Annotated in this window: 20 protein-coding genes; 16 read left to right on the forward strand and 4 right to left on the reverse strand. The window is 69.6% G+C overall.

The genetic code is table 11. The features are described 5' to 3' along the window. The 11 genes from VFL64_RS03100 to VFL64_RS03150 all read left to right on the forward strand — a co-directional run. On the forward strand, nt 1–950 hold a 950-nt coding region (locus VFL64_RS03100), incomplete at its 5' end, for a carboxylesterase family protein (RefSeq protein ID WP_489538920.1). A gap of 18 nt (nt 951–968) precedes the next feature. After that, a complete protein-coding gene (locus VFL64_RS03105; RefSeq protein ID WP_489538921.1) occupies nt 969–1760 on the forward strand; it encodes an SDR family oxidoreductase in 792 nt (263 codons plus the stop codon). Nucleotides 1761–1860: 100 nt separating this feature from the next. After that, a complete protein-coding gene (locus VFL64_RS03110) occupies nt 1861–3072 on the forward strand; it encodes a branched-chain amino acid ABC transporter substrate-binding protein (protein WP_489538939.1) in 1212 nt (403 codons plus the stop codon). A 16-nt stretch (nt 3073–3088) separates the two neighbouring features. Beyond that, nucleotides 3089–4030, forward strand: coding sequence for a branched-chain amino acid ABC transporter permease (locus VFL64_RS03115; RefSeq protein WP_489538922.1), 942 nt, complete (start codon nt 3089–3091; stop codon nt 4028–4030). A 2-nt stretch (nt 4031–4032) separates the two neighbouring features. Continuing rightward, nucleotides 4033–5301, forward strand: a complete 1269-nt coding sequence (locus VFL64_RS03120; protein ID WP_489538923.1) for a branched-chain amino acid ABC transporter permease — start codon at nt 4033–4035, stop codon at nt 5299–5301. Continuing rightward, a complete protein-coding gene (locus VFL64_RS03125; RefSeq protein ID WP_489538924.1) occupies nt 5298–6053 on the forward strand; it encodes an ABC transporter ATP-binding protein in 756 nt (251 codons plus the stop codon). Before VFL64_RS03120 ends, VFL64_RS03125 begins: the two co-directional genes overlap by 4 nt. Then, nucleotides 6050–6772, forward strand: coding sequence for an ABC transporter ATP-binding protein (locus VFL64_RS03130; protein ID WP_489538925.1), 723 nt, complete (start codon nt 6050–6052; stop codon nt 6770–6772). The genes VFL64_RS03125 and VFL64_RS03130 overlap by 4 nt, the downstream gene beginning before the upstream one ends. Nucleotides 6773–6796: 24 nt before the next feature. After that, nucleotides 6797–7729: a 3,5-dioxohexanoate:acetyl-CoA acetone transferase gene (gene kce / locus VFL64_RS03135; RefSeq protein WP_489538926.1), complete on the forward strand. Its 933-nt coding sequence runs from the start codon at nt 6797–6799 to the stop codon at nt 7727–7729. 19 nt (nt 7730–7748) lie between these two features. After that, the gene (locus VFL64_RS03140; RefSeq protein WP_489538927.1) at nt 7749–8651 is read left to right on the forward strand and encodes an SDR family NAD(P)-dependent oxidoreductase; all 903 of its coding nucleotides are present in this window, start codon (nt 7749–7751) and stop codon (nt 8649–8651) included. Further along, complete coding sequence (locus VFL64_RS03145) at nt 8648–9421, forward strand: SDR family NAD(P)-dependent oxidoreductase (protein WP_489538928.1); 774 nt, start codon at nt 8648–8650, stop codon at nt 9419–9421. Before VFL64_RS03140 ends, VFL64_RS03145 begins: the two co-directional genes overlap by 4 nt. 147 nt (nt 9422–9568) lie before the next feature. Then, the gene (locus VFL64_RS03150; RefSeq protein ID WP_489538929.1) at nt 9569–10135 is read left to right on the forward strand and encodes a PAS domain-containing protein; all 567 of its coding nucleotides are present in this window, start codon (nt 9569–9571) and stop codon (nt 10133–10135) included. Nucleotides 10136–10172: 37 nt separating this feature from the next. Here VFL64_RS03150 and mdeB read toward each other — a convergent pair whose 3' ends face one another. After that, nucleotides 10173–12869: an alpha-ketoglutarate dehydrogenase gene (gene mdeB, locus VFL64_RS03155; protein ID WP_489538930.1), complete on the reverse strand. Its 2697-nt coding sequence runs from the start codon at nt 12867–12869 to the stop codon at nt 10173–10175. 130 nt (nt 12870–12999) lie between these two features. Here mdeB and VFL64_RS03160 point away from each other — a divergent pair, with 130 nt between their 5' ends. The 3 genes from VFL64_RS03160 to VFL64_RS03170 all read left to right on the forward strand — a co-directional run bounded on the left by VFL64_RS03160 (nt 13000) and on the right by VFL64_RS03170 (nt 14845). Further along, nucleotides 13000–13686 carry a trimeric intracellular cation channel family protein gene (locus VFL64_RS03160; RefSeq protein ID WP_489538931.1) on the forward strand — a complete coding sequence of 229 codons (687 nt, stop codon included), beginning with the start codon at nt 13000–13002 and terminating at the stop codon, nt 13684–13686. Nucleotides 13687–13775: 89 nt separating this feature from the next. After that, a complete protein-coding gene (locus VFL64_RS03165) occupies nt 13776–14255 on the forward strand; it encodes a hypothetical protein (RefSeq protein ID WP_489538932.1) in 480 nt (159 codons plus the stop codon). A 110-nt stretch (nt 14256–14365) separates the two neighbouring features. Next, nucleotides 14366–14845, forward strand: a complete 480-nt coding sequence (locus VFL64_RS03170; RefSeq protein ID WP_489538933.1) for a VOC family protein — start codon at nt 14366–14368, stop codon at nt 14843–14845. 41 nt (nt 14846–14886) lie between these two features. On the opposite strand, the gene VFL64_RS03175 is transcribed toward VFL64_RS03170, so the two are convergent. Genes VFL64_RS03175 through VFL64_RS03185 form a run of 3 tightly spaced genes read right to left on the reverse strand, consistent with a single transcriptional unit; the run spans nt 14887 to nt 16654 of the window. Continuing rightward, a complete protein-coding gene (locus tag VFL64_RS03175; protein ID WP_489538934.1) occupies nt 14887–15675 on the reverse strand; it encodes a cytochrome b/b6 domain-containing protein in 789 nt (262 codons plus the stop codon). Between the two features lie 33 nt (nt 15676–15708). Then, the gene (locus VFL64_RS03180; protein ID WP_489538935.1) at nt 15709–16218 is read right to left on the reverse strand and encodes a diheme cytochrome c; all 510 of its coding nucleotides are present in this window, start codon (nt 16216–16218) and stop codon (nt 15709–15711) included. Nucleotides 16219–16243: 25 nt separating this feature from the next. Then, complete coding sequence (locus VFL64_RS03185; RefSeq protein ID WP_489538936.1) at nt 16244–16654, reverse strand: DUF1924 domain-containing protein; 411 nt, start codon at nt 16652–16654, stop codon at nt 16244–16246. A gap of 107 nt (nt 16655–16761) precedes the next feature. Between VFL64_RS03185 and VFL64_RS03190 the strand changes: the two genes are divergently transcribed. After that, on the forward strand, nt 16762–17091 hold the full coding sequence (locus tag VFL64_RS03190) for a PepSY domain-containing protein (RefSeq protein WP_489538937.1): 330 nt from the start codon (nt 16762–16764) through the stop codon (nt 17089–17091). 12 nt (nt 17092–17103) lie between these two features. Next, nucleotides 17104–17509 (forward strand): response regulator transcription factor (locus VFL64_RS03195; RefSeq protein WP_489538938.1); only part of this gene is annotated, 406 nt, incomplete at its 3' end.

A 17509-nucleotide genomic window follows, 5' to 3' on the forward strand; every position in this document is an offset into this window, starting at 1 on the left:
CGATCAGCGGCGGGCTCTCGCCGGCCAGCGAGCTGCCGGCCGGCAGCATCGCGACCATGGCCGCCCCGTCCGACTTCCGCGGCCAGGCCGACTACTTCCTGGCCCGGCTCGTGATCGCCGACGGGCTGGCGGCAGACCTCACGGCCGCCTCGGCCTACATCGCCTCCAAGACGCCGGCCGAGATCGCCACCTACGTGCGCGCCAAGAGCGCCGACACGATCTGGCAGACGGTGGTGACGCAGCTCGCACCCATCGGCGCCGGCGGCTCCGGCCCGATCGGCGACGGCAACGTCGTCCCGTTGAACCCGATTGCCGCCATCCGTGCCGGCCAGTACGTCAAGGGCCCGATCCTGCTCGGCAACACGCGCGACGAAGGCAAGCTGTTCCCGACCCTGCTGCCGCTGGTGGGCGGTGCGGTGGGGCGCCTGATCAACGACGCCACGGTGTTCTCGATCGCCTACGGCTACCAGCCCGACGCGGCACCGCAGACCACGCTCGCGCAGTGGCTGCCGGCCTCCTACCTGCCGGTGACCACGCCCACCACGGGCTGGAACGACCGCACCGAGCAGCTCAACCGCATCTTCTTCCTGAACAGCCGCGACAGCATGGCTGCGGCCCTGCAGACGCAGCAGAGCAACATCTGGCACTACCGCTTCGACTGGGACGAACTGCCGGCGCCGTTCAACGACATCTACGGCGCGGCGCATGCGTTCGACCTGCCGTTTGTGTTCGGCAACTTCGGGCCCTCGCTGTACGCGCGCATCTCGTACACCACGGCCAACCGCGCCGGCCGCCTCGCGCTGTCGGACACCATGATGCGCAGCATCGGCGCCTTCGCGCGCAACGGCGACCCGAACAACGCCGCGCTCGGCGTCACCTGGCCGGTCTGGCCGGCGTCGTTGCACTTCGACGCGACGCCCACGGCCAAGGCCATCTCCGTGCAGCCCTGAGCCCCGAGGAACTGTTCCATGTCGATCGTCGAATCACTGCGTCCCTGCACCGGCCTGCGCGTCCTCGTCACGGCGGGGGCGAGCGGGATCGGCGCGGCCATCGCCCGCGCCTTCCACGATGCCGGCTCGCAGGTGCACGTGTGCGACATCGATCGTGCGGCGCTGGATCGGCTCGTGTCCGCAGCGCCGGGCATCACCGGCAGCATGGCCGACGCGTCCGTCGCGGCCGATGTCGATGGGGTGTTCGACGACGTGCGCGGCGCGCTCGGCGGGCTCGACGTTCTCGTCAACAACGCCGGCATCGCCGGGCCCACCGGCCCGATCGAGGGCATCGATGCCGGCGAGTGGGAGCGCACCATCGCCGTCAACCTGAACAGCCAGTACTACTTTGCCCGGCGCGCTGTGCCCTTGCTCAAGCGCTCCACGGTCGGGCCCAACCTGATCGCGATGGGTTCGGTGGCGGGGCGGCTCGGCTACGCCTTCCGCACGCCCTATGCGTCGAGCAAGTGGGCCATCGTGGGCATGACCAAGTCGCTCGCCATCGAACTCGGCCCGCAGGGCATCCGCGTCAACGCGATCCTGCCCGGCACGGTGGAGGGCGATCGCATGCGCGCGGTGATCGCCTCGCGGGCGGCAGCCACCGGCGTGAGCGTCGATGCCATGCGCGAGCAGTACCTCAACAAGATCTCGCTGCGCCGCATGGTGACGACCGACGACGTGGCGGCGCTGGCGCTGTTCCTCTGTTCGCCCGCCGCACGCAACCTGACCGGCCAGGCCATCAGCGTGGACGGGAACCTCGAATACCTCTGACCTCGCTCTGAGCTCGCTGCCTGCGGGCTCGATCCACAACCCCGAAGGAGACAGAACCATGCGTGAATCCCTGTGCACTGCCGCGCGCCGCGCGCTGCCCATGATGGTGACCCTGGGCCTCACCGGGCTGGCCCAGGCCGCCCCGGTGAAGATTGGCTTGCTCGAAACCCTGTCGGGCCCGCAGGCCTCGACCGGTCAGTCGTTCCGCGCCGGCGTGCGCTATGCCATCGACAAGATGAACGCCGCCGGCGGCTGGAACGGCCAGCCCGTGCAGCTGATCGAGTACGACAACCAGGGTGGCCCGGCGGGCGCGTCCGACAAGCTGAAGGCGGCCATCGCCGACGGCGTGCAGATCGTCGTGCAGGGCGCCTCGTCGGCCATCGGCGGCCAGATCACCGAAGACGTGCGCAAGCACAACCTGCGCAACCCGGGCAAGGAGGTCGTCTACGTCAACGTCGGCGCCGAAGCCATGGAGCTGACGGGCGAGAAGTGCAACTTCCATCACTTCCGCTTCACCGGCAACGCGCAGGTGCGCACCAAGGCCCTCGTCGCCGGCATGAAGCAGGCCGGCACGCTGGGCAGCAAGGTCTACGCGATCAACCAGAACTACTCCTGGGGCCAGGACATGGAGCGGGCCATCGTCGACAACGCGGCGGCCGGCGGCTACCAGGTGGTCGAGAAGACCCTGCACGACACCAACAAGATCCAGGATTTCGCACCCTACGTCTCCAAGATCGTGGCCAGCGGCGCCGAGACCGTGATCACCGGCAACTGGTCGAACGACCTGCTGCTGCTGATGAAGGCCTCGAAGGCGGCCGGCCTGAAGGTGCGCTTCGGCACGGTCTTCCTCGACCAGCCGGGCAACGTGGCCAACGCCGGCGACACCGCGCTCGGCCACTTCATCGCCCATGCCTTCAACCCCGAGGCGGGCGGTGCCGAGAGCACGCGCTTCGTCGAGGACTTCAAGGCCAAGACCGGGCACGTGCCGACCTTCGTCGAGCCCCAGGCAGCCTTCGGCCTCGCGATGGTGGCCGAGGCGCTCAAGGGTACCCGGCCGCAGGGCGACGCCCTCAACGTCAACGCCTTCGCCAAGGTGCTCGAAGGCACGCGCATCCGCACGCCCATGGGCGAGGTGAGCATGCGCGCCGCCGACCACCAGGTGCTGATGCCGATGGTCGTCTCGATGGTGGCCAAGGACGCGAAGTACAAGGCCGACGAGACCGACATGGGCTTCAAGCCGGTGAAGGTGTTCACGGCCGAGGAAGCGGCTGCGCCGGTGCAGGCGAGCTGCAAGATGCAGCGGCCCGACTGATGGACACATTCGCCTGATGGACACGATTGTTTTTGCGCTGCTCAACGGCGTCATCCACGGCCTGCTGCTGTTCATGGTGTCGGCCGGGCTGACGCTCGTGTTCGGCATGATGGGCGTGCTGAACTTCGCGCATGCGTCGTTCTACATGCTCGGCGCCTACTTCGCGTACACGCTGCAGGGCCTGGTCGGCTTCGGCGCGGCGGTCGTGCTTGCGGCGCTGCTGGCCGGCGCAGTGGGCGTGGCGGTGGAGCGCTGGTTCCTGCGTCGCGTGCACCACCACGGCCACGCGCATGAACTGCTTCTCACCTTCGGGCTGTCGTTCATCATCGCGGAGACGATCAAGCTGCTGTTCGGCAACCAGCCGGTCGACTACCGGGTGCCGTCTTCGCTCGACGTGGCGGCTTTCTCCCTCGGCAGCCAGCAGTACCCGGTGTACCGGCTGCTGATGGGTGGCGTGGCGATCGCGATGTTCGCCGCACTGTGGGCGCTGCTGACGCGCACGCGCATCGGCATCGTGGTGCGTGCGGCCATCTACCGGCCGCGCATGGCCGAGGCGCTCGGCCACAACGTGCAGCTCGTCTTCATGGGCGTGTTCGGCGTGGGTGCGGCACTCGCCGGGTTGGCCGGTGCCGTCGCCGGCGCGTTCTACACCACCAACCCGAACATGGCGCTCGAGGTCGGCGTGATGGTGTTCGTGATCGTCGTCGTCGGCGGGCTCGGCTCGCTCGGCGGCGCGATGCTGGCCTCGCTGCTGATCGGCGTCATCACCTCGCTGGCGGTGGGTGTGGACCGCAGCGTCGCCGATCTGCTGGCCGTGGTCGGCGCCCGCGCCTGGGCCGAAGGCCTCGGCGGCTTGCTGACGCTGAAGGTGTCGAGCCTGGCGGCCACCCTGCCGTTCGCGCTGATGCTGCTCGTGCTGCTGGTGCGTCCGCGCGGCCTGATGGGGGAGGAGGCATGAGCTTGCCGTGGACGCTCCTGCCGCTCGGTGCCGGCGTGGCGCTGCTGGCCGCGTTGCCGGCGCTGCTGAGCGCCGGGCTGCTGAATGCCTCGATCCAGATGCTGATCGCGGCGCTGTTCGCCTGCGCCTACAGCCTGCTCGCGGGGCGCGCGGGCCTGCTCTCCTTCGGGCATGCCGCCTACTTTGGCGTGGGCACCTTCGCCACCGTGCATGCGATGAACGCCCTGGGTGGCGCGGGGCTGCTGTCGACGCCGCTGCTGCCGCTGGTGGGCGCCTTCGCGGGCTTGCTCGTGGGTCTGGTGGCCGGCTGGTTCGCGACCAAGCGCAGCGGCACCACCTTCGCGATGATCACGCTGGCCGTGGCCGAGCTGCTGCATTCGCTGGCGCCGCAGCTCAAGGGCTGGTTCGGTGGCGAGTCGGGCATCTCGGCGATGCGCATGCCGGCCTGGGGCTTCAGCTTCGGCTCGACGGCCGAGGTCTACTACCTCACGCTCGCCTGGGTGCTGCTGTCGCTCGCGCTGCTGCACTTCCATGGGCGAACGCCGCTCGGGCGGCTCACGCTCGCGCTGCGCGAGAACGCGCACCGGTTGAAGTTCCTTGGCTACGACGCCCACGGCGTGGGCCTGTCGGCCTTTGCGGTCTCGTCGATGTTCGCCGGCGTCGCCGGCGCCCTGCAGGCGATCAACAACGAGGCGGCCAACTATGTGGTCTTCGACGCCAGCGTCTCGGCGGCGGTGGTGCTCAACAGCTACATCGGCGGCGTCGGCAGCTTCCTCGGCCCGGCGCTGGGCGCGGCGCTGATGACCTTCTTCGGCTACGCGGTCTCGGACGCGACGCGCTCCTGGCTGCTCTACCAGGGCATGCTCTTCGTGCTGGTGATGATGTTCTTGCCGACCGGGCTGACCGGTCTCTTCAGCGCGGCGGCGCGGCTGGCGTCGAGGCGCGGCTGGCGTGTTGCCGTGGCGGTGTCGGCGCTGGCTGTGGCCGCGACGTTGTGCGCGGCGGCCGGCATCGTCTTCGTCGTCGAGCTGCTGCAGCGCCTGTGCTCGCACGACTACCGCTCGCTCGCGGCGATGGGCGGCGGCTGGCCGCCGATCCCGCTCTTCGGCCGCAGCTGGTCGCCCGTGTCGGTCGCGACCTGGCTTGTGCCCGCCGGGCTGCTGGCCGTGGCCAGCCTGCTGGGCTGGGCGGCGCGCCGTGCCCTGGTCTCGCCTCCCGTGCAGCAGCCGGAGGCCGCGGCCGCGATCGACGGCCAGGAGGCGCTGTCATGAGCGACGTCGTCTTGAGCCTGCGCGGGCTGCGCAAGTCGTATGGCGCAAGCGAGATCATCCGCGGCGTCGACCTCGACCTGCGTGCCGGCGAACGCCACGCGCTGATCGGCCCGAACGGGGCCGGCAAGTCCACGCTCTTCCACCTGATCTCGGGCAACACCGCGCCGAGCGCCGGCGAGATCGTCTTCGCCGGCCAGCGCATCGACGGCTGGTCGCCGCAGCGCATCGCCCGGGCGGGGCTCGCGCGCTCGTTCCAGATCACCAACATCTTCCCCAAGCTCACCGTGTTCGAGAACATCCGCCTCGCGGTGCTGCGCCGCCATCACCTGCAGTACGCCTTCTGGCGCGTGCTCGATCGCGCGACGGCGGTGCGCGAAGACACCGAGCGCCTGCTCGAACGCGTGCGCCTGCAGGCGCATGCCACGGCACTGGCCGGCGAGATGACCTACTCGGCGCAGCGCTCGCTCGAACTCGCGATGACGCTCGCCTGCGACCCGCAGGTGGTGCTGCTCGACGAGCCCATGGCCGGCATGTCGAGCGAGGAGACGGCCTACACCGCGGAACTCATCCGCGAGACCACGGCGGGGAGGGCGCTGCTGATCGTCGAGCACGACATGAGCGTCGTCTTCGACCTCGGCGAGCGCGTCAGCGTGCTGGTGTACGGCGAGCTCATCGCCACCGGTACGCCGGACGAGATCCGCGCCCATGCCGGCGTGCGCGAGGCCTACCTGGGCGAGGAGGTGGCGGCATGAGCGCAGACAACGAGGTGCTGCTGCGCGTCGACGACCTGCACGCCCACTACGGCAAGAGCCACGTGCTGCGTGGCGTGACGCTCGAGGTGCGGCGCGGCGAGGTGGTGAGCCTGCTCGGCCGCAACGGCTCGGGCCGCTCGACCACGCTCAAGGCCATGATGGGCCTCGTGCCGCCGAGCGCGGGCCGCGTGCAGCTCGGCGCGCGCGCGCTCGCCGGCGCCAAGCCCAACACCATCTGCCGCGCCGGCCTGGCCTACGTGCCCGAGGAGCGCGAGGTCTTTGCCAACCTCACGGTGGACGAGAACCTGCGCATGGGCGAGCAGCCGCCGGTCGAGGGTGCGCAGCGCTGGAGCATCGAGCAGATGTTCGACTACTTCCCGCGCCTGAAGGAGCGCCGTCGCACCAAGGCCGGCAGCCTCTCGGGCGGCGAGCAGCAGATGCTGACCATCTGCCGCTCGCTGCTGGGCAACCCGCTGGCCATCCTGATCGACGAGCCCACCGAGGGGCTGGCGCCCAAGATCGTGGCGCAGGTCGGCGAGTGCATCCGCGACATGCAGCGCCGCGGCGTCTCGGTGCTGCTGGTGGAGCAGAAGCTCGCCATCGCGCTCAAGGTTTCGTCGCGCGTGTGCGTGATGGGGCACGGCCGCATCGTCTTCGAAGGCAGCCCGCAGCAACTGGAGGCCGACGACGCCCTGCTGCAGCAGTGGCTGGCCGTTTGATCCCCCACGAACAGGAACCCTCTCATGCCCGACAAGGTCATCATCAGCTGCGCCGTCACCGGCTCGGTGCACACGCCGACGATGTCGCCCTACCTGCCGCTGACGCCCGATCAGATCGCCGAGCAGGCGATCGAGGCGGCGCAGGCCGGCGCCGCCATCCTGCACCTGCATGCCCGCGACCCGCACGACGGCCGGCCCACGCCCGACCCGGCCGTGTTCGATCAGTTCGTGCCGCGCATCAAGGCCGCCACCGACGCCGTGATCAACATCACCACCGGCGGCAGCACGCGCATGACGCTCGACGAGCGGCTCGCCTACCCGCTGCGCGCGCGGCCCGAGATGTGCTCGCTCAACATGGGCTCGATGAACTTCTCCATCCACCCGGTGGCGCGCAAGATCGCCGAGTGGCAGCACGCCTGGGAGCAGCCCTACGTCGAAGGCATGGAAGACCTGATCTTCCGCAACACCTTCCGCGACATCAAGCACATCCTGCGCGTGCTCGGCGACGAGTGCGGCACGCGCTTCGAGTTCGAGTGCTACGACGTCGGCCACCTCTACAACCTGGCGCACTTCGTCGACGAGGGGCTGGTGCGCGGGCCGCTCTTCATCCAGAGCATCTTCGGCATCCTCGGTGGCCTCGGGCCCGACCCGGAGAACCTGGTCACGATGCGCAGCACCGCCGACCGCCTGTTCGGCCGCGACGGCTACCGCTTCTCGGTGCTCGGCGCCGGGCGCCACCAGATGCCGCTGCTCACGATGGCGGCGGTGATGGGCGGCAATGTGCGGGTCGGCCTCGAAGACAGCCTCTACCTGGGCCGCGGGCAGCTCGCGCGCTCGTGCGCCGAGCAGGTGCGCAAGATCCGCCGCATCCTGGAGGAGCTGTCGCTGGAGGTCGCGACACCCGATGAGGCGCGCGAGATGCTGGCCTTGAAGGGCCGTGACGCGGTGGGTTTCTGAACAACATGGAAGGAAGACGATGACGAAGCGATTGAGCGGCCGGGTGGCCATCGTGACCGGCGCCGGCGGCGGCCTGGGCCGCACGCACGCGCTGGAACTGGCGCGCCACGGCGCGCGCGTGGTGGTGAACGACCTGGCCGGCCGCGACGCCGGCGCGGCGGCCCACCGCGTGGCCGACGAGATCCGCAGCCGCGGTGGCGAGGCCTTGGTCTACCTGGGTGACGTGACCAGCGCCGACGACATGCAGGAGATGGCGGCCCGCACCGTCGCGGCCTGGGGGCGCATCGACATCCTGGTCAACAACGCCGGCATCCTGCGCGACAAGTCCTTCGCCAAGATGTCGCTCGACGACTTCCGCCTCGTGCTGGAGGTGCACGTGATGGGCGCGGTGCACTGCACCCGCGCGGTGTGGGCGCAGATGCAGGCACAGGCCTATGGCCGCATCGTGATGACGACCTCGTCGAGCGGCCTGTACGGCAACTTCGGCCAGGCCAACTACGGCGCCGCCAAGATGGCGCTGGTCGGGCTGATGCAGACGCTCGCGCTCGAAGGCGCGAAGCACAACGTGCGCGTCAACTGCCTGGCACCGAGTGCCGCCACGGCCATGACCGCCGGCGTGCTGCCGCCTGAGGCGCTCGCGCGCCTCACGCCGGAGAGCGTGAGCCCGGGGCTGATCCCGCTGGTCTGCGAAGACGCACCCACGCGCATGATCCTGCTCGCCGGCGCGGGCAGCTTCGAATGCGCGCACATCACGATGACGAACGGCCTCTACGTCGGCGGCGACGCCCACGCCGGCGAGCGGCTGTGCGCGCAGCTGGAGCGCCTGCAGGATCGCAGCGGCGAAACCGTGCCCGCCTCCGGCTGGGAGCAGTACCGGCTGGAGCTGGCCAAGGCCGACGCGGTGGAAGGAGAGGCAGCATGACGGCATTGGCCGGCAAGGTCGCGCTCGTCACGGGCGCCAGCTCCGGCCTCGGCGAGGCCACCGCCTGGCGCCTTGCGCAGGAGGGCGCCAAGGTCGTGGTGGTGGCACGTCGCGCCGACCAGGGCGCACGCGTCGTGCGCCGCATCGAGGCCGCGGGTGGCGAGGCGCTCTTCGTGCAGGCCGACGTGAGCCGCGCGAGTGATGCCGAGCGCATGGTCGCGGCCACGCTCGATCGCTTCGGCCGCCTCGACTGCGCCGTCAACAACGCTGGCGTCGCCGGCCCGCGCTTCACGCCCATCGCCGACGTGACCGAGGCGCAGTGGGACGAGGTCATGGGCACCAACCTGAAGGGCGTGTGGCTGTGCATGAAGCATGAGATCCCGGCCCTGCTGGCCGCGGGCGGCGGCGCGATCGTCAACGTGGCCTCCATCTACGGGCTCAAGCCGAGCGACATCGGGCACGCGTCGTACTCGACCAGCAAGTTCGGCGTGGTCGGCCTCACGCAGTCGGCTGCGTCCGACTATGGCCAGATGGGCCTGCGCATCAACGCCGTCGCACCGGGCTTCACGCGCTCCGAGATGGTGGACCCCGACCGACCGGGCGCCGCCGAGCGCTACCGCGCACTGACCGCCCGCCACTCGGGGATGAACCGGCTCGGCCGGGCGGAGGAGCCCGCCCATGCCATCGTCTGGCTGTGCTCGGAGGCCGCCAGTTATGTGAACGGCGCCGTCCTGGCCGTCGACGGCGGCGGGGCCACGCGCATGTACTGAAACAACCCGCCAAGTGCGGCCCTGGTGCGGCCCGGGTGCGGCCCGAGTGCGCCCCGAGTGCGACATACGCCACGCGCGGCACGAGGGGGCGGGCGAAGACGGGTGGGACAATGCGAGCGTGAACTTCGCCGCAAGACCACCGCCCTGATGCCGGATCGAACCGTCAAAGGCAGACTTTGGCTGTCTGCCATTGAGAATGCCGCCTTCGGGGTCTGGGATCTGGACGCCGTTCGCGAGCGGGTTCACTACTCGCCGCAATGGAAGGCGCGTTTCGGCTTCCCGCGCATCCACGAACCGGACGACACCGGCTTCTGGCGCTGCCGGGTGCACCCCAGCGATCTGGCGCCCATGCAAAGCTCCTTGCGTGCGCACCTGGACGGCCTGGCGTCCAGCTACGAGATGCGGTTCCGGGTGCGCAGCAATGGCTCGGGCTACCGCACGGTGCTGTCCCGCGGCCGTGTCGTTGCGCGCGACGATCGCGGCAAGGCGACCCGCATGCTGGGCACCATGGTCGACCTGACCAGCCGCCCCCTGGCGCCCGTGCCCCGCGGTCTCGTCACGGAAGACCCCGCGCAGACCATAGCGGGCACTCGCCTTCCCTTGCACGCGGCCCTCGGCGCGGTGTGCACGCAGGCCGCCGATGCCGAGGCGCATCAGCTCGTCGAGTCGATTGCCGACCTGCTCGACATGGCCTTGCACGAGAGCAAGCGGTAGCACCTCACATCTCTTCCGCCGGTGCGAGCCGATGGCGTCAGCGCGTCCAGGAAGGGCGCTGCTCGGCATCGATGCCGTAGCGCGCAATCGCCTGGGCACAGGTCGCGGCGTCTACCTGGCCCTGCCCGCGCAAGGCGGTCAATGCCGCGAGCACGATCTGGTGCCGGTCCACTTCGAAGAAGCTGCGCAACGCGGCGCGCGTGTCGCTGCGGCCGAAGCCGTCGGTGCCGAGCGCGACGAAGGGCGCGCTCAGGTGGCTGGCCACCAGCTGCGGCCAGGCGCGCACATAGTCGCTCGCGGCCACGATGGGCGCATCGCCGCCCAGGCAGCGTCGCACATGGCTCGTCTGTTGCGGAGCCTGCGGGTGCAGGCGGTTGAAGCGCTCCACCTCGGCCGCGTCGCGCGCCAGCTCGCTGTAGCTGGTGGCGCTCCACACCTCGGACTCGATGTTCCAGTCGCTCGCCAGCAGCTCCGCCGCGGCGATCACCTCGCGCAGGATGGTGCCCGAGCCCATCAGGCGCACGCTGCCCTTGGCCTTCTTCACGCTGTGCGTCGCGAAGCGGTACAGGCCCTTGATGACATCGGCCTCCACACCCTCGGGCAGAGACGGCTGCGCGTAGTTCTCGTTCATCAGGGTGACGTAATAGAACACGTCCTCCTGCCGCTCCAGCATGCCGCGCATGCCGTGGTCGAGGATCACCGCGAACTCGCCCGCGAAGCAGGGGTCGTAGGCGCGGCAGTTGGGCACCATCGCGGCCTGCAAGAGGCTGCTGCCGTCCTGGTGCTGCAGGCCTTCGCCGCCGAGCGTGGTGCGGCCCGCCGTGGCGCCGAGTAGGAAGCCGCGCGAGCGCTGGTCGGCGGCGGCCCAGATCAGGTCGCCCACGCGCTGGAAGCCGAACATGGAGTAGTAGATGTAGAAGGGCAGCATGGCCTGGCCGTGCACCGAGTAGCTGGTGGCCGCGGCCGTCCAGCTGCTGATGGCGCCGGCCTCGCTGATGCCTTCTTCCAGGATCTGCCCGTCCATGGCCTCGCGGTAGCTCAGCACCGAGCCGATGTCTTCGGGCTCGTAGGTCTGGCCCACGCTCGAATAGATGCCCACCTGCTTGAAGAGGTTGGCCATGCCGAAGGTGCGCGCCTCGTCGGCCACGATGGGCACGACGCGCGGGCCCAGCTGCTTGTCCTTGAGCAGGTTGGTGAGCATGCGCACGAAGGCCATGGTCGTGCTCATCTCCTTGCCTTCGGCCTTGACGGCGAAGTCGCCGTACCTGGCGAGCGCCGGCACCTCGATGCTGGGTGCACGGGTGCGGCGGCTCGGCATGTAGCCGCCCAGCGCGGCGCGGCGTGCGTGCAGGTACTGCATCTCCGGGCTGTCGTCATTCGGCTTGAAGAACGCCAGCGCGGCGGCCTGCTCGTCGCTGAGCGGCAGGTTGAAGCGGTTGCGGAAGGCGATCAGGTCTTCGCGCTCCAGCTTCTTCTGCTGGTGCGTGGTCATGCGGCCCTGGCCGGCGTCGCCCATGCCGTAGCCCTTCTTGGTCTGCGCCAGGATCACGGTGGGCTGGCCCACGGTGTGCATCGCCGCGTGGTAGGCGGCGTGGATCTTCACGAGGTCGTGGCCACCGCGCTTGAGGCGGTCGATCTGCTCGTCGGTCAGGCCTTGCGCGAGGGCGGCGAGCTGCGGGTTCTGGCCGAAGAAGTTGTCGCGGTTGTAGCGGCCGTCTTTCGCGGCGAAGGTCTGGAACTGGCCGTCGACGGTCTGTGAGAACGCCTTGGCGAGCGCACCCTCGCGGTCGCTGGCGAAGAGGCCGTCCCAGTCGGAGCCCCACACCAGCTTGATGACGCGCCAGCCGGCGCCGGCGAACAGGCTCTCCAGCTCGTCGATGATGCGGCCGTTGCCGCGCACCGGCCCGTCGAGGCGCTGCAGGTTGCAGTTGACGACCCAGATCAGGTTGTCGAGCTTCTCGCGCGAGGCGAGCGTGAGCGCACTCATGCTCTCCGGCTCGTCCATCTCGCCGTCGCCGAACACACCCCACACCTTGCGCCCGCTCGTGTCGAGCAGTTGGCGGTGCTGCAGGTAGCGCATGAAGCGCGCCTGGTAGATCGAGCTGATGGGGCCGATGCCCATCGAGCCGGTGGGGAACTGCCAGAAGTCGGGCATCAGCCACGGGTGCGGGTAGCTGCACAGGCCCCGTGCCTGCGCCCCCGGCGCGCTGATCTCCTGCCGGTAGTGGGCGAGGTCGTTGGCGCTCAGCCGTCCTTCGAGGAAGGCGCGTGCGTACACGCCGGGTGCCGAATGCGGCTGGTAGAACACGAGGTCGTCTTTCGCAGCCTCTTGCCCGGCACGGAAGAAGTGGTTGAAGCCCACCTCGAACAGGTCGGCCGCGCTCGCGTAGCTGGCGATGTGGCCGCCCAGCTCGCCATAGGCCTGGTTGGCGCGCACCACCATCGCGAGCGCGTTCCAGCGCATCAGCGAGGCGAGGCGTTCTTCGATGGCGAGGTCACCGGGGAAGGGCGGTTGCTGCTCGACGGTGATGGTGTTGACGTAGGGCGTGCCCCAGGCCGGCTGCCAGCCGATGGCCGGGTGGCGCGCGGTCGTGGCCAGCATGTCCATCAGCTCGCGCACACGCTGCGGGCCAGCAGCCTGCAGCACCGAGGCGAGGGCATCGCGCCACTCGGCGCTTTCTTGCGGGTCGCTGTCGGCCGGGGTGAGGTGGTGCTGGGAGGAGGGGGTGCTCATGGGTTCTCCTTGAGCGTGACACTTTAGGCCGCCGCGGGCGGCATGGGTGATGGCGTCTGCGCAAACGGCGGGGTTCCGTCAGGGCCTGCCCTGATACGCTTGGCCACGGCATTCAGAAAGGCGCGCAGGCATGAGGAGTGACAAGACGGTGCAAGAGCCGGCGCCGGCCCCTTCCATCGACACGTTGCCGGGCACGCCGAGCAGCGCTGCGCTGCTCTATGCACTCGACCTGTTCGGCGTGGCCGTCTTCGCCGCCAGTGGCGCCTTGGCGGGCATCGCGGGCAAGATGGATCTGCTGGGGGTGCTGGTGCTGGCCGCCATCACGGCCATCGGCGGCGGCACCCTCCGAGACGTGGTGCTGGGAGTGCGCCCCGTGTTCTGGATCAAGGACGCCTGGCCGCTCTACACGATCATCGCGGCCACGGTCGCGACCGTGGCCTGGTTTCACGTGCTGCCCATCCCGAGAGGGGCGCTGCTGGTCGCAGATGCGCTGGGCCTGGCCGTCTTCGCCCTGTCCGGGGCCCAGGTGGCCGAGAAGCAAGGGTGCAGCCCTTTGGTGGTCATCCTGATGGGCACCCTGACCGGCTCGGGCGGCGGGGTGCTTCGAGATGTGTTGTCCGCCAAGGTGCCGCTCATCCTCCGGGAAGACATCTACGCGTCGGCTGCGATCCTGGGCATCGGTGTCTATCTGGTCTTGCGCGCCATGAAGGTGAGAACGTCTTGGGCCTTTGCGGCGGGAGCCGTCACCGTGGCCGGCATGCGCCTGGTGGCGCTGGCCCTGGACCTGAGGCTTCCGGTCGTGCCGCTGGCCTCGTGATGCGCGGCCCGTCCATCAACCCGCATGCCACGCACATGCTGTCCCGCCTTCACCAGATCCGCGAGCCCTGGAGGATGCTCCTCATCGGCGTGCTCACGCTGGCCACCTTGATGGCCAGCCAGGCGTGGCCGAACCTGGCGGTCGCCATCTGGGCCGTCTTTCTGAGCTTCATCGCGGCTGTTCTCTGTGCGGACTTCGTGGGCGTGCGCGCGCAGCCGGTCAACTACGAATCCATTCACATCTCGGGCGGCACGATCGAGTACCTCGCGTTCGGGCAGAAGAGCGTCATTCGCCTGAACGAGGTGACGAGACTGGAGTTCGTGCGGGAAGAGGCGCTCTTTCCCGACATCGACGGGCCGTACATCGAGTCGAAGTGGCTGCTTCAATCCCATGACGGGCCACGCATCGAAGTGATGGACGAGTGGCCGCACCGAAAGCAACTGCTTCAGGCGTTCAGGGAGCACCTGCCTCACTTCGACGAAGAAGCGGCGCGTGCGGGGCTCAAGGCCCGCGGTGAAGGGCGGTGGCTTTGCTACCAGGCAAGCCGCACGGGCGAAGGTGATGTGTAGCCCGTCCGTCGAGCGGACGCGCTGACCCTTCGCCGCAGCGGGCCTTGCCTGCGCGGCGCGCCAGACGCACTCGATACGATGGCTCTTTCACCACGAGCTGGAGAACGCGCATGGTCCCGAAGAACACCATCTGCATCTGGTACGACCGCGACGCCCTGGAGGCGGCGCAGTTCTATGCCAAGACCTTCCCGGACAGCAGCGTCGGCGCCGTGCACCGCGCTCCGGCCGACTTCCCCTCGGGCAAGGAGGGCGACGTGCTCACGGTCGAGTTCACCGTGATGGGCATTCCCTGCATCGGCTTGAACGGCGGCCCGGCTTTCAGGCAGACCCAGGCGTTCTCGTTCCAGGTGGCCACCGACGACCAGGCCGAGACCGACCGGCTGTGGAACGCCGTGGTGAACAACGGGGGCGCAGAGAACGCCTGCGGCTGGTGCCAGGACAAGTGGGGCGTGTCGTGGCAGATCACGCCGCGCGCGCTCACCGCGGGCTTCACCGACCCCGACCGTGCCGTCGCCAAGCGCGTCTTCACGGCCATGATGGACATGAGAAAGATCGACATCGCCAAGATCGAGGCGGCCCGCCGCGGCTGAAGTCGAGCGCCAGGTCGTCGTGCGGGGGCGAAGGTGGCGAGCTACGTGAGCGTGCTGGAACGGCGGCGTTGAACCGCCGGCTCGCGGGAGGGCGTGGCGCCCGCGGGCTGCGCTGCACTGGCGCTCTCGGAGTGCCGGCCCGGAGCCAGGCCGCGCGGCGAATCGCGCCACTGCCAGACACCGAAGGCCACCACGGCCAGCAACAGCAAGCCCGCGAGCCAGACGCGGTTGTGCTGCACCAGGTCCGGGCCCTGGCCCGGCTGGCGGCCGGTGAGCATCGGCAAGGCCTGGTTCTGCCGCCGCACGACGCTCAGGCCGGCGATGAACGCCAGGTGCGCGAGCACCACGGTCAGGAAGGTGTTGCCGAAGAACTCGTGCACATCTTCCAGCCAGTCGCCCCATTCGTTGTAGCTGCCGTAGCCGCTGAGCACGAGCGGCAGCACCAGCGCGAGCATCACCACGATGGCCAGCGCCATGCCCAGGTTCTGGCCTTGCCGCCAGTTGACCGACGCGAGCGGGCGTGTGGTGCGCAGTGCGCGCAGCCACGCGGGCAAGCCGGCCACCCGCCGCCAAAGCGAGCCGAGCCCGGCCTGGCGCGGCCCGAGCAAGCCGTACAGCACACGAAAGCCGAGCAGGCCGGCGAACGCGTAGCCCAGGGTCACGTGCAGCAGGCGCCAGTGTTCGCTCTCGGCCGTCACGTAGGCGCCCACGAAGCTCAGGGCGAACAGCCAATGGAACATGCGCATCGGCGCGTCGACCACGCGCCGGCTGGGCGGGCGCGTTCCGGTGTTGCCGCCTGCAGCGGCGGTGGCAGAGGGGGATGCATGCATCGTGATCTCCTGGGTGATTCAGAGGGGGCTGGCTCAATCGCGCCAGGTCCATCGCTGGCGCAGCGACAAACCGGCCGGCACGCGCAGGTCGTCGTCGTCGAAGCGGCCCTGCTCGGCACCGGCGTGGCAGGCGGCGCAGTTGGCTGCGCTCTTCACGCTCGGCAGTTGCCACACCGCGGGCTCGACCTTGCGGTGCTTGCGTTCGAACCAGGCCGAGCGCGTGATGCGGTCCTGCGGCGGCTCTTCGGCCACGCGCTTGTAGGTGCCGGCGTAGGCCTGGAGCCAGGCGCCGATTTGCTGCGCCGTGGCCGCGTCGAGCGAGGCGTCGCTTCCGTAGTGGCGATCCAGCCCGCTCATGACGCGCTGCCACGAGCGCGCCGGCAGCATGCCGGGCGGGTAGGCCAGGTGGCAGGAAGCGCATTCCTGCAGGTACGCGGGTGGCACAGTGCGCGGCATCGCGCGGCCGCCGTCGGCGAGTGCCGTGTTCAGCGTGACGAGCCCGAGGCTGGCAGCCAGCAGGGCACGGGACAGAAGTGCATTCATGGGGCTTGGCTCCAGATCAGGTGGCCTACTTGAGGCCGTTGAGATACGCCAGCACATCGGCCTTCTCCGCCGGGCTGCATTCGCGGGCCAGCACGTCCTTGCAATTGCGGCGGAACCACTTCTCCACCCGGGCCGAGTCGGTGAAGGCCTTGGGGTTGAAGGCCGGCGCCAGCGGGTCGATGGCCTTGCCGGTGCTGGCGTGCTTGCCTGCGCCCGTGGGCGGCGTGCCGTGGCAGGAGGCGCACGACCATTCGCCGCCGTGCTTGTTGTTGAAGAACGCCTGCCCGCGGGAGGCGTCGCCCGGCGTGCCGGCTTGCGCATTCCACTGCGCCAGCTGCTGGGCGATCGTGGTGTCGGCCGCACGCACAGGCAGGCACAGGCTCGTGGCCACGGTGGCCAGCAGAACGACGAGGGGGCTGAACGAGAGGGGCTTCAAGGCGGACTCCAGGGCATGTGATGGGGCCAGTGTGCGAAGCAGGGCTTGAACAACGACTGAAGCTGGCGTTCATCAGTTGTTCAGACTCGCACCGGGAGAATCGGCACGTGAACGCCTCTCGCTTGCACGCCCCGCTTCTGCTCGCCGCCGCACTGGCGCTGGGCCTCGCGCCAGCGTTCGCAGGCAATGACCAGGACCGTGCGCGCGCGGCGGTGGAAGCCGGCCAGGTGCTGCCACTCAAGACCGTGCTGGAGCGCCTGGAGCGCAGCCACCCCGGCCAGGTGCTGGAGGTGGAACTCGAACAGGAAGACGGCCGCTGGGTCTACGAGATCAAGCTGCTTCAGCCGGGCGGGCGGCTCATCAAGCTCGAGCTCGACGCCGCCACCGGCGAAGTGCTGCGCAGCAAGGAACGGCCGCGCCGCTCCGAGAACCACTGATACCCTGCTGCCGTGAAACTCCTGCTCGTCGAAGACGACCCCACGCTGCGCGACCAGTTGCGCACGGCCCTGGAAGAAGCCGGCTACGTGGTCGACGAAGCGGGTGATGGCCGGGGCGCGCACTTCCTGGGCGACACCGAGACCTACGACGCCGTCGTGCTCGACCTCGGCCTGCCGCAGCTCGACGGCTTGACGGTGCTCAGGCGCTGGCGCGATGCGGGGCGGGCCATGCCGGTGCTCATCCTCACCGCGCGCGACAACTGGAGCGAGAAGGTCGCCGGCATCGACGCCGGTGCCGACGACTACCTCACCAAGCCCTTCCACATGGAAGAGCTGCTCGCGCGGCTGCGCGGCCTGATCCGCCGTGCGGCCGGCCAGGCCTCGCCGGTTCTGCGTTGCGGCGATCTCGCGCTGGACA

Source organism: Rhizobacter sp. (genome assembly GCF_035702065.1).
Lineage (GTDB): Bacteria > Pseudomonadota > Gammaproteobacteria > Burkholderiales > Burkholderiaceae_C > Rhizobacter.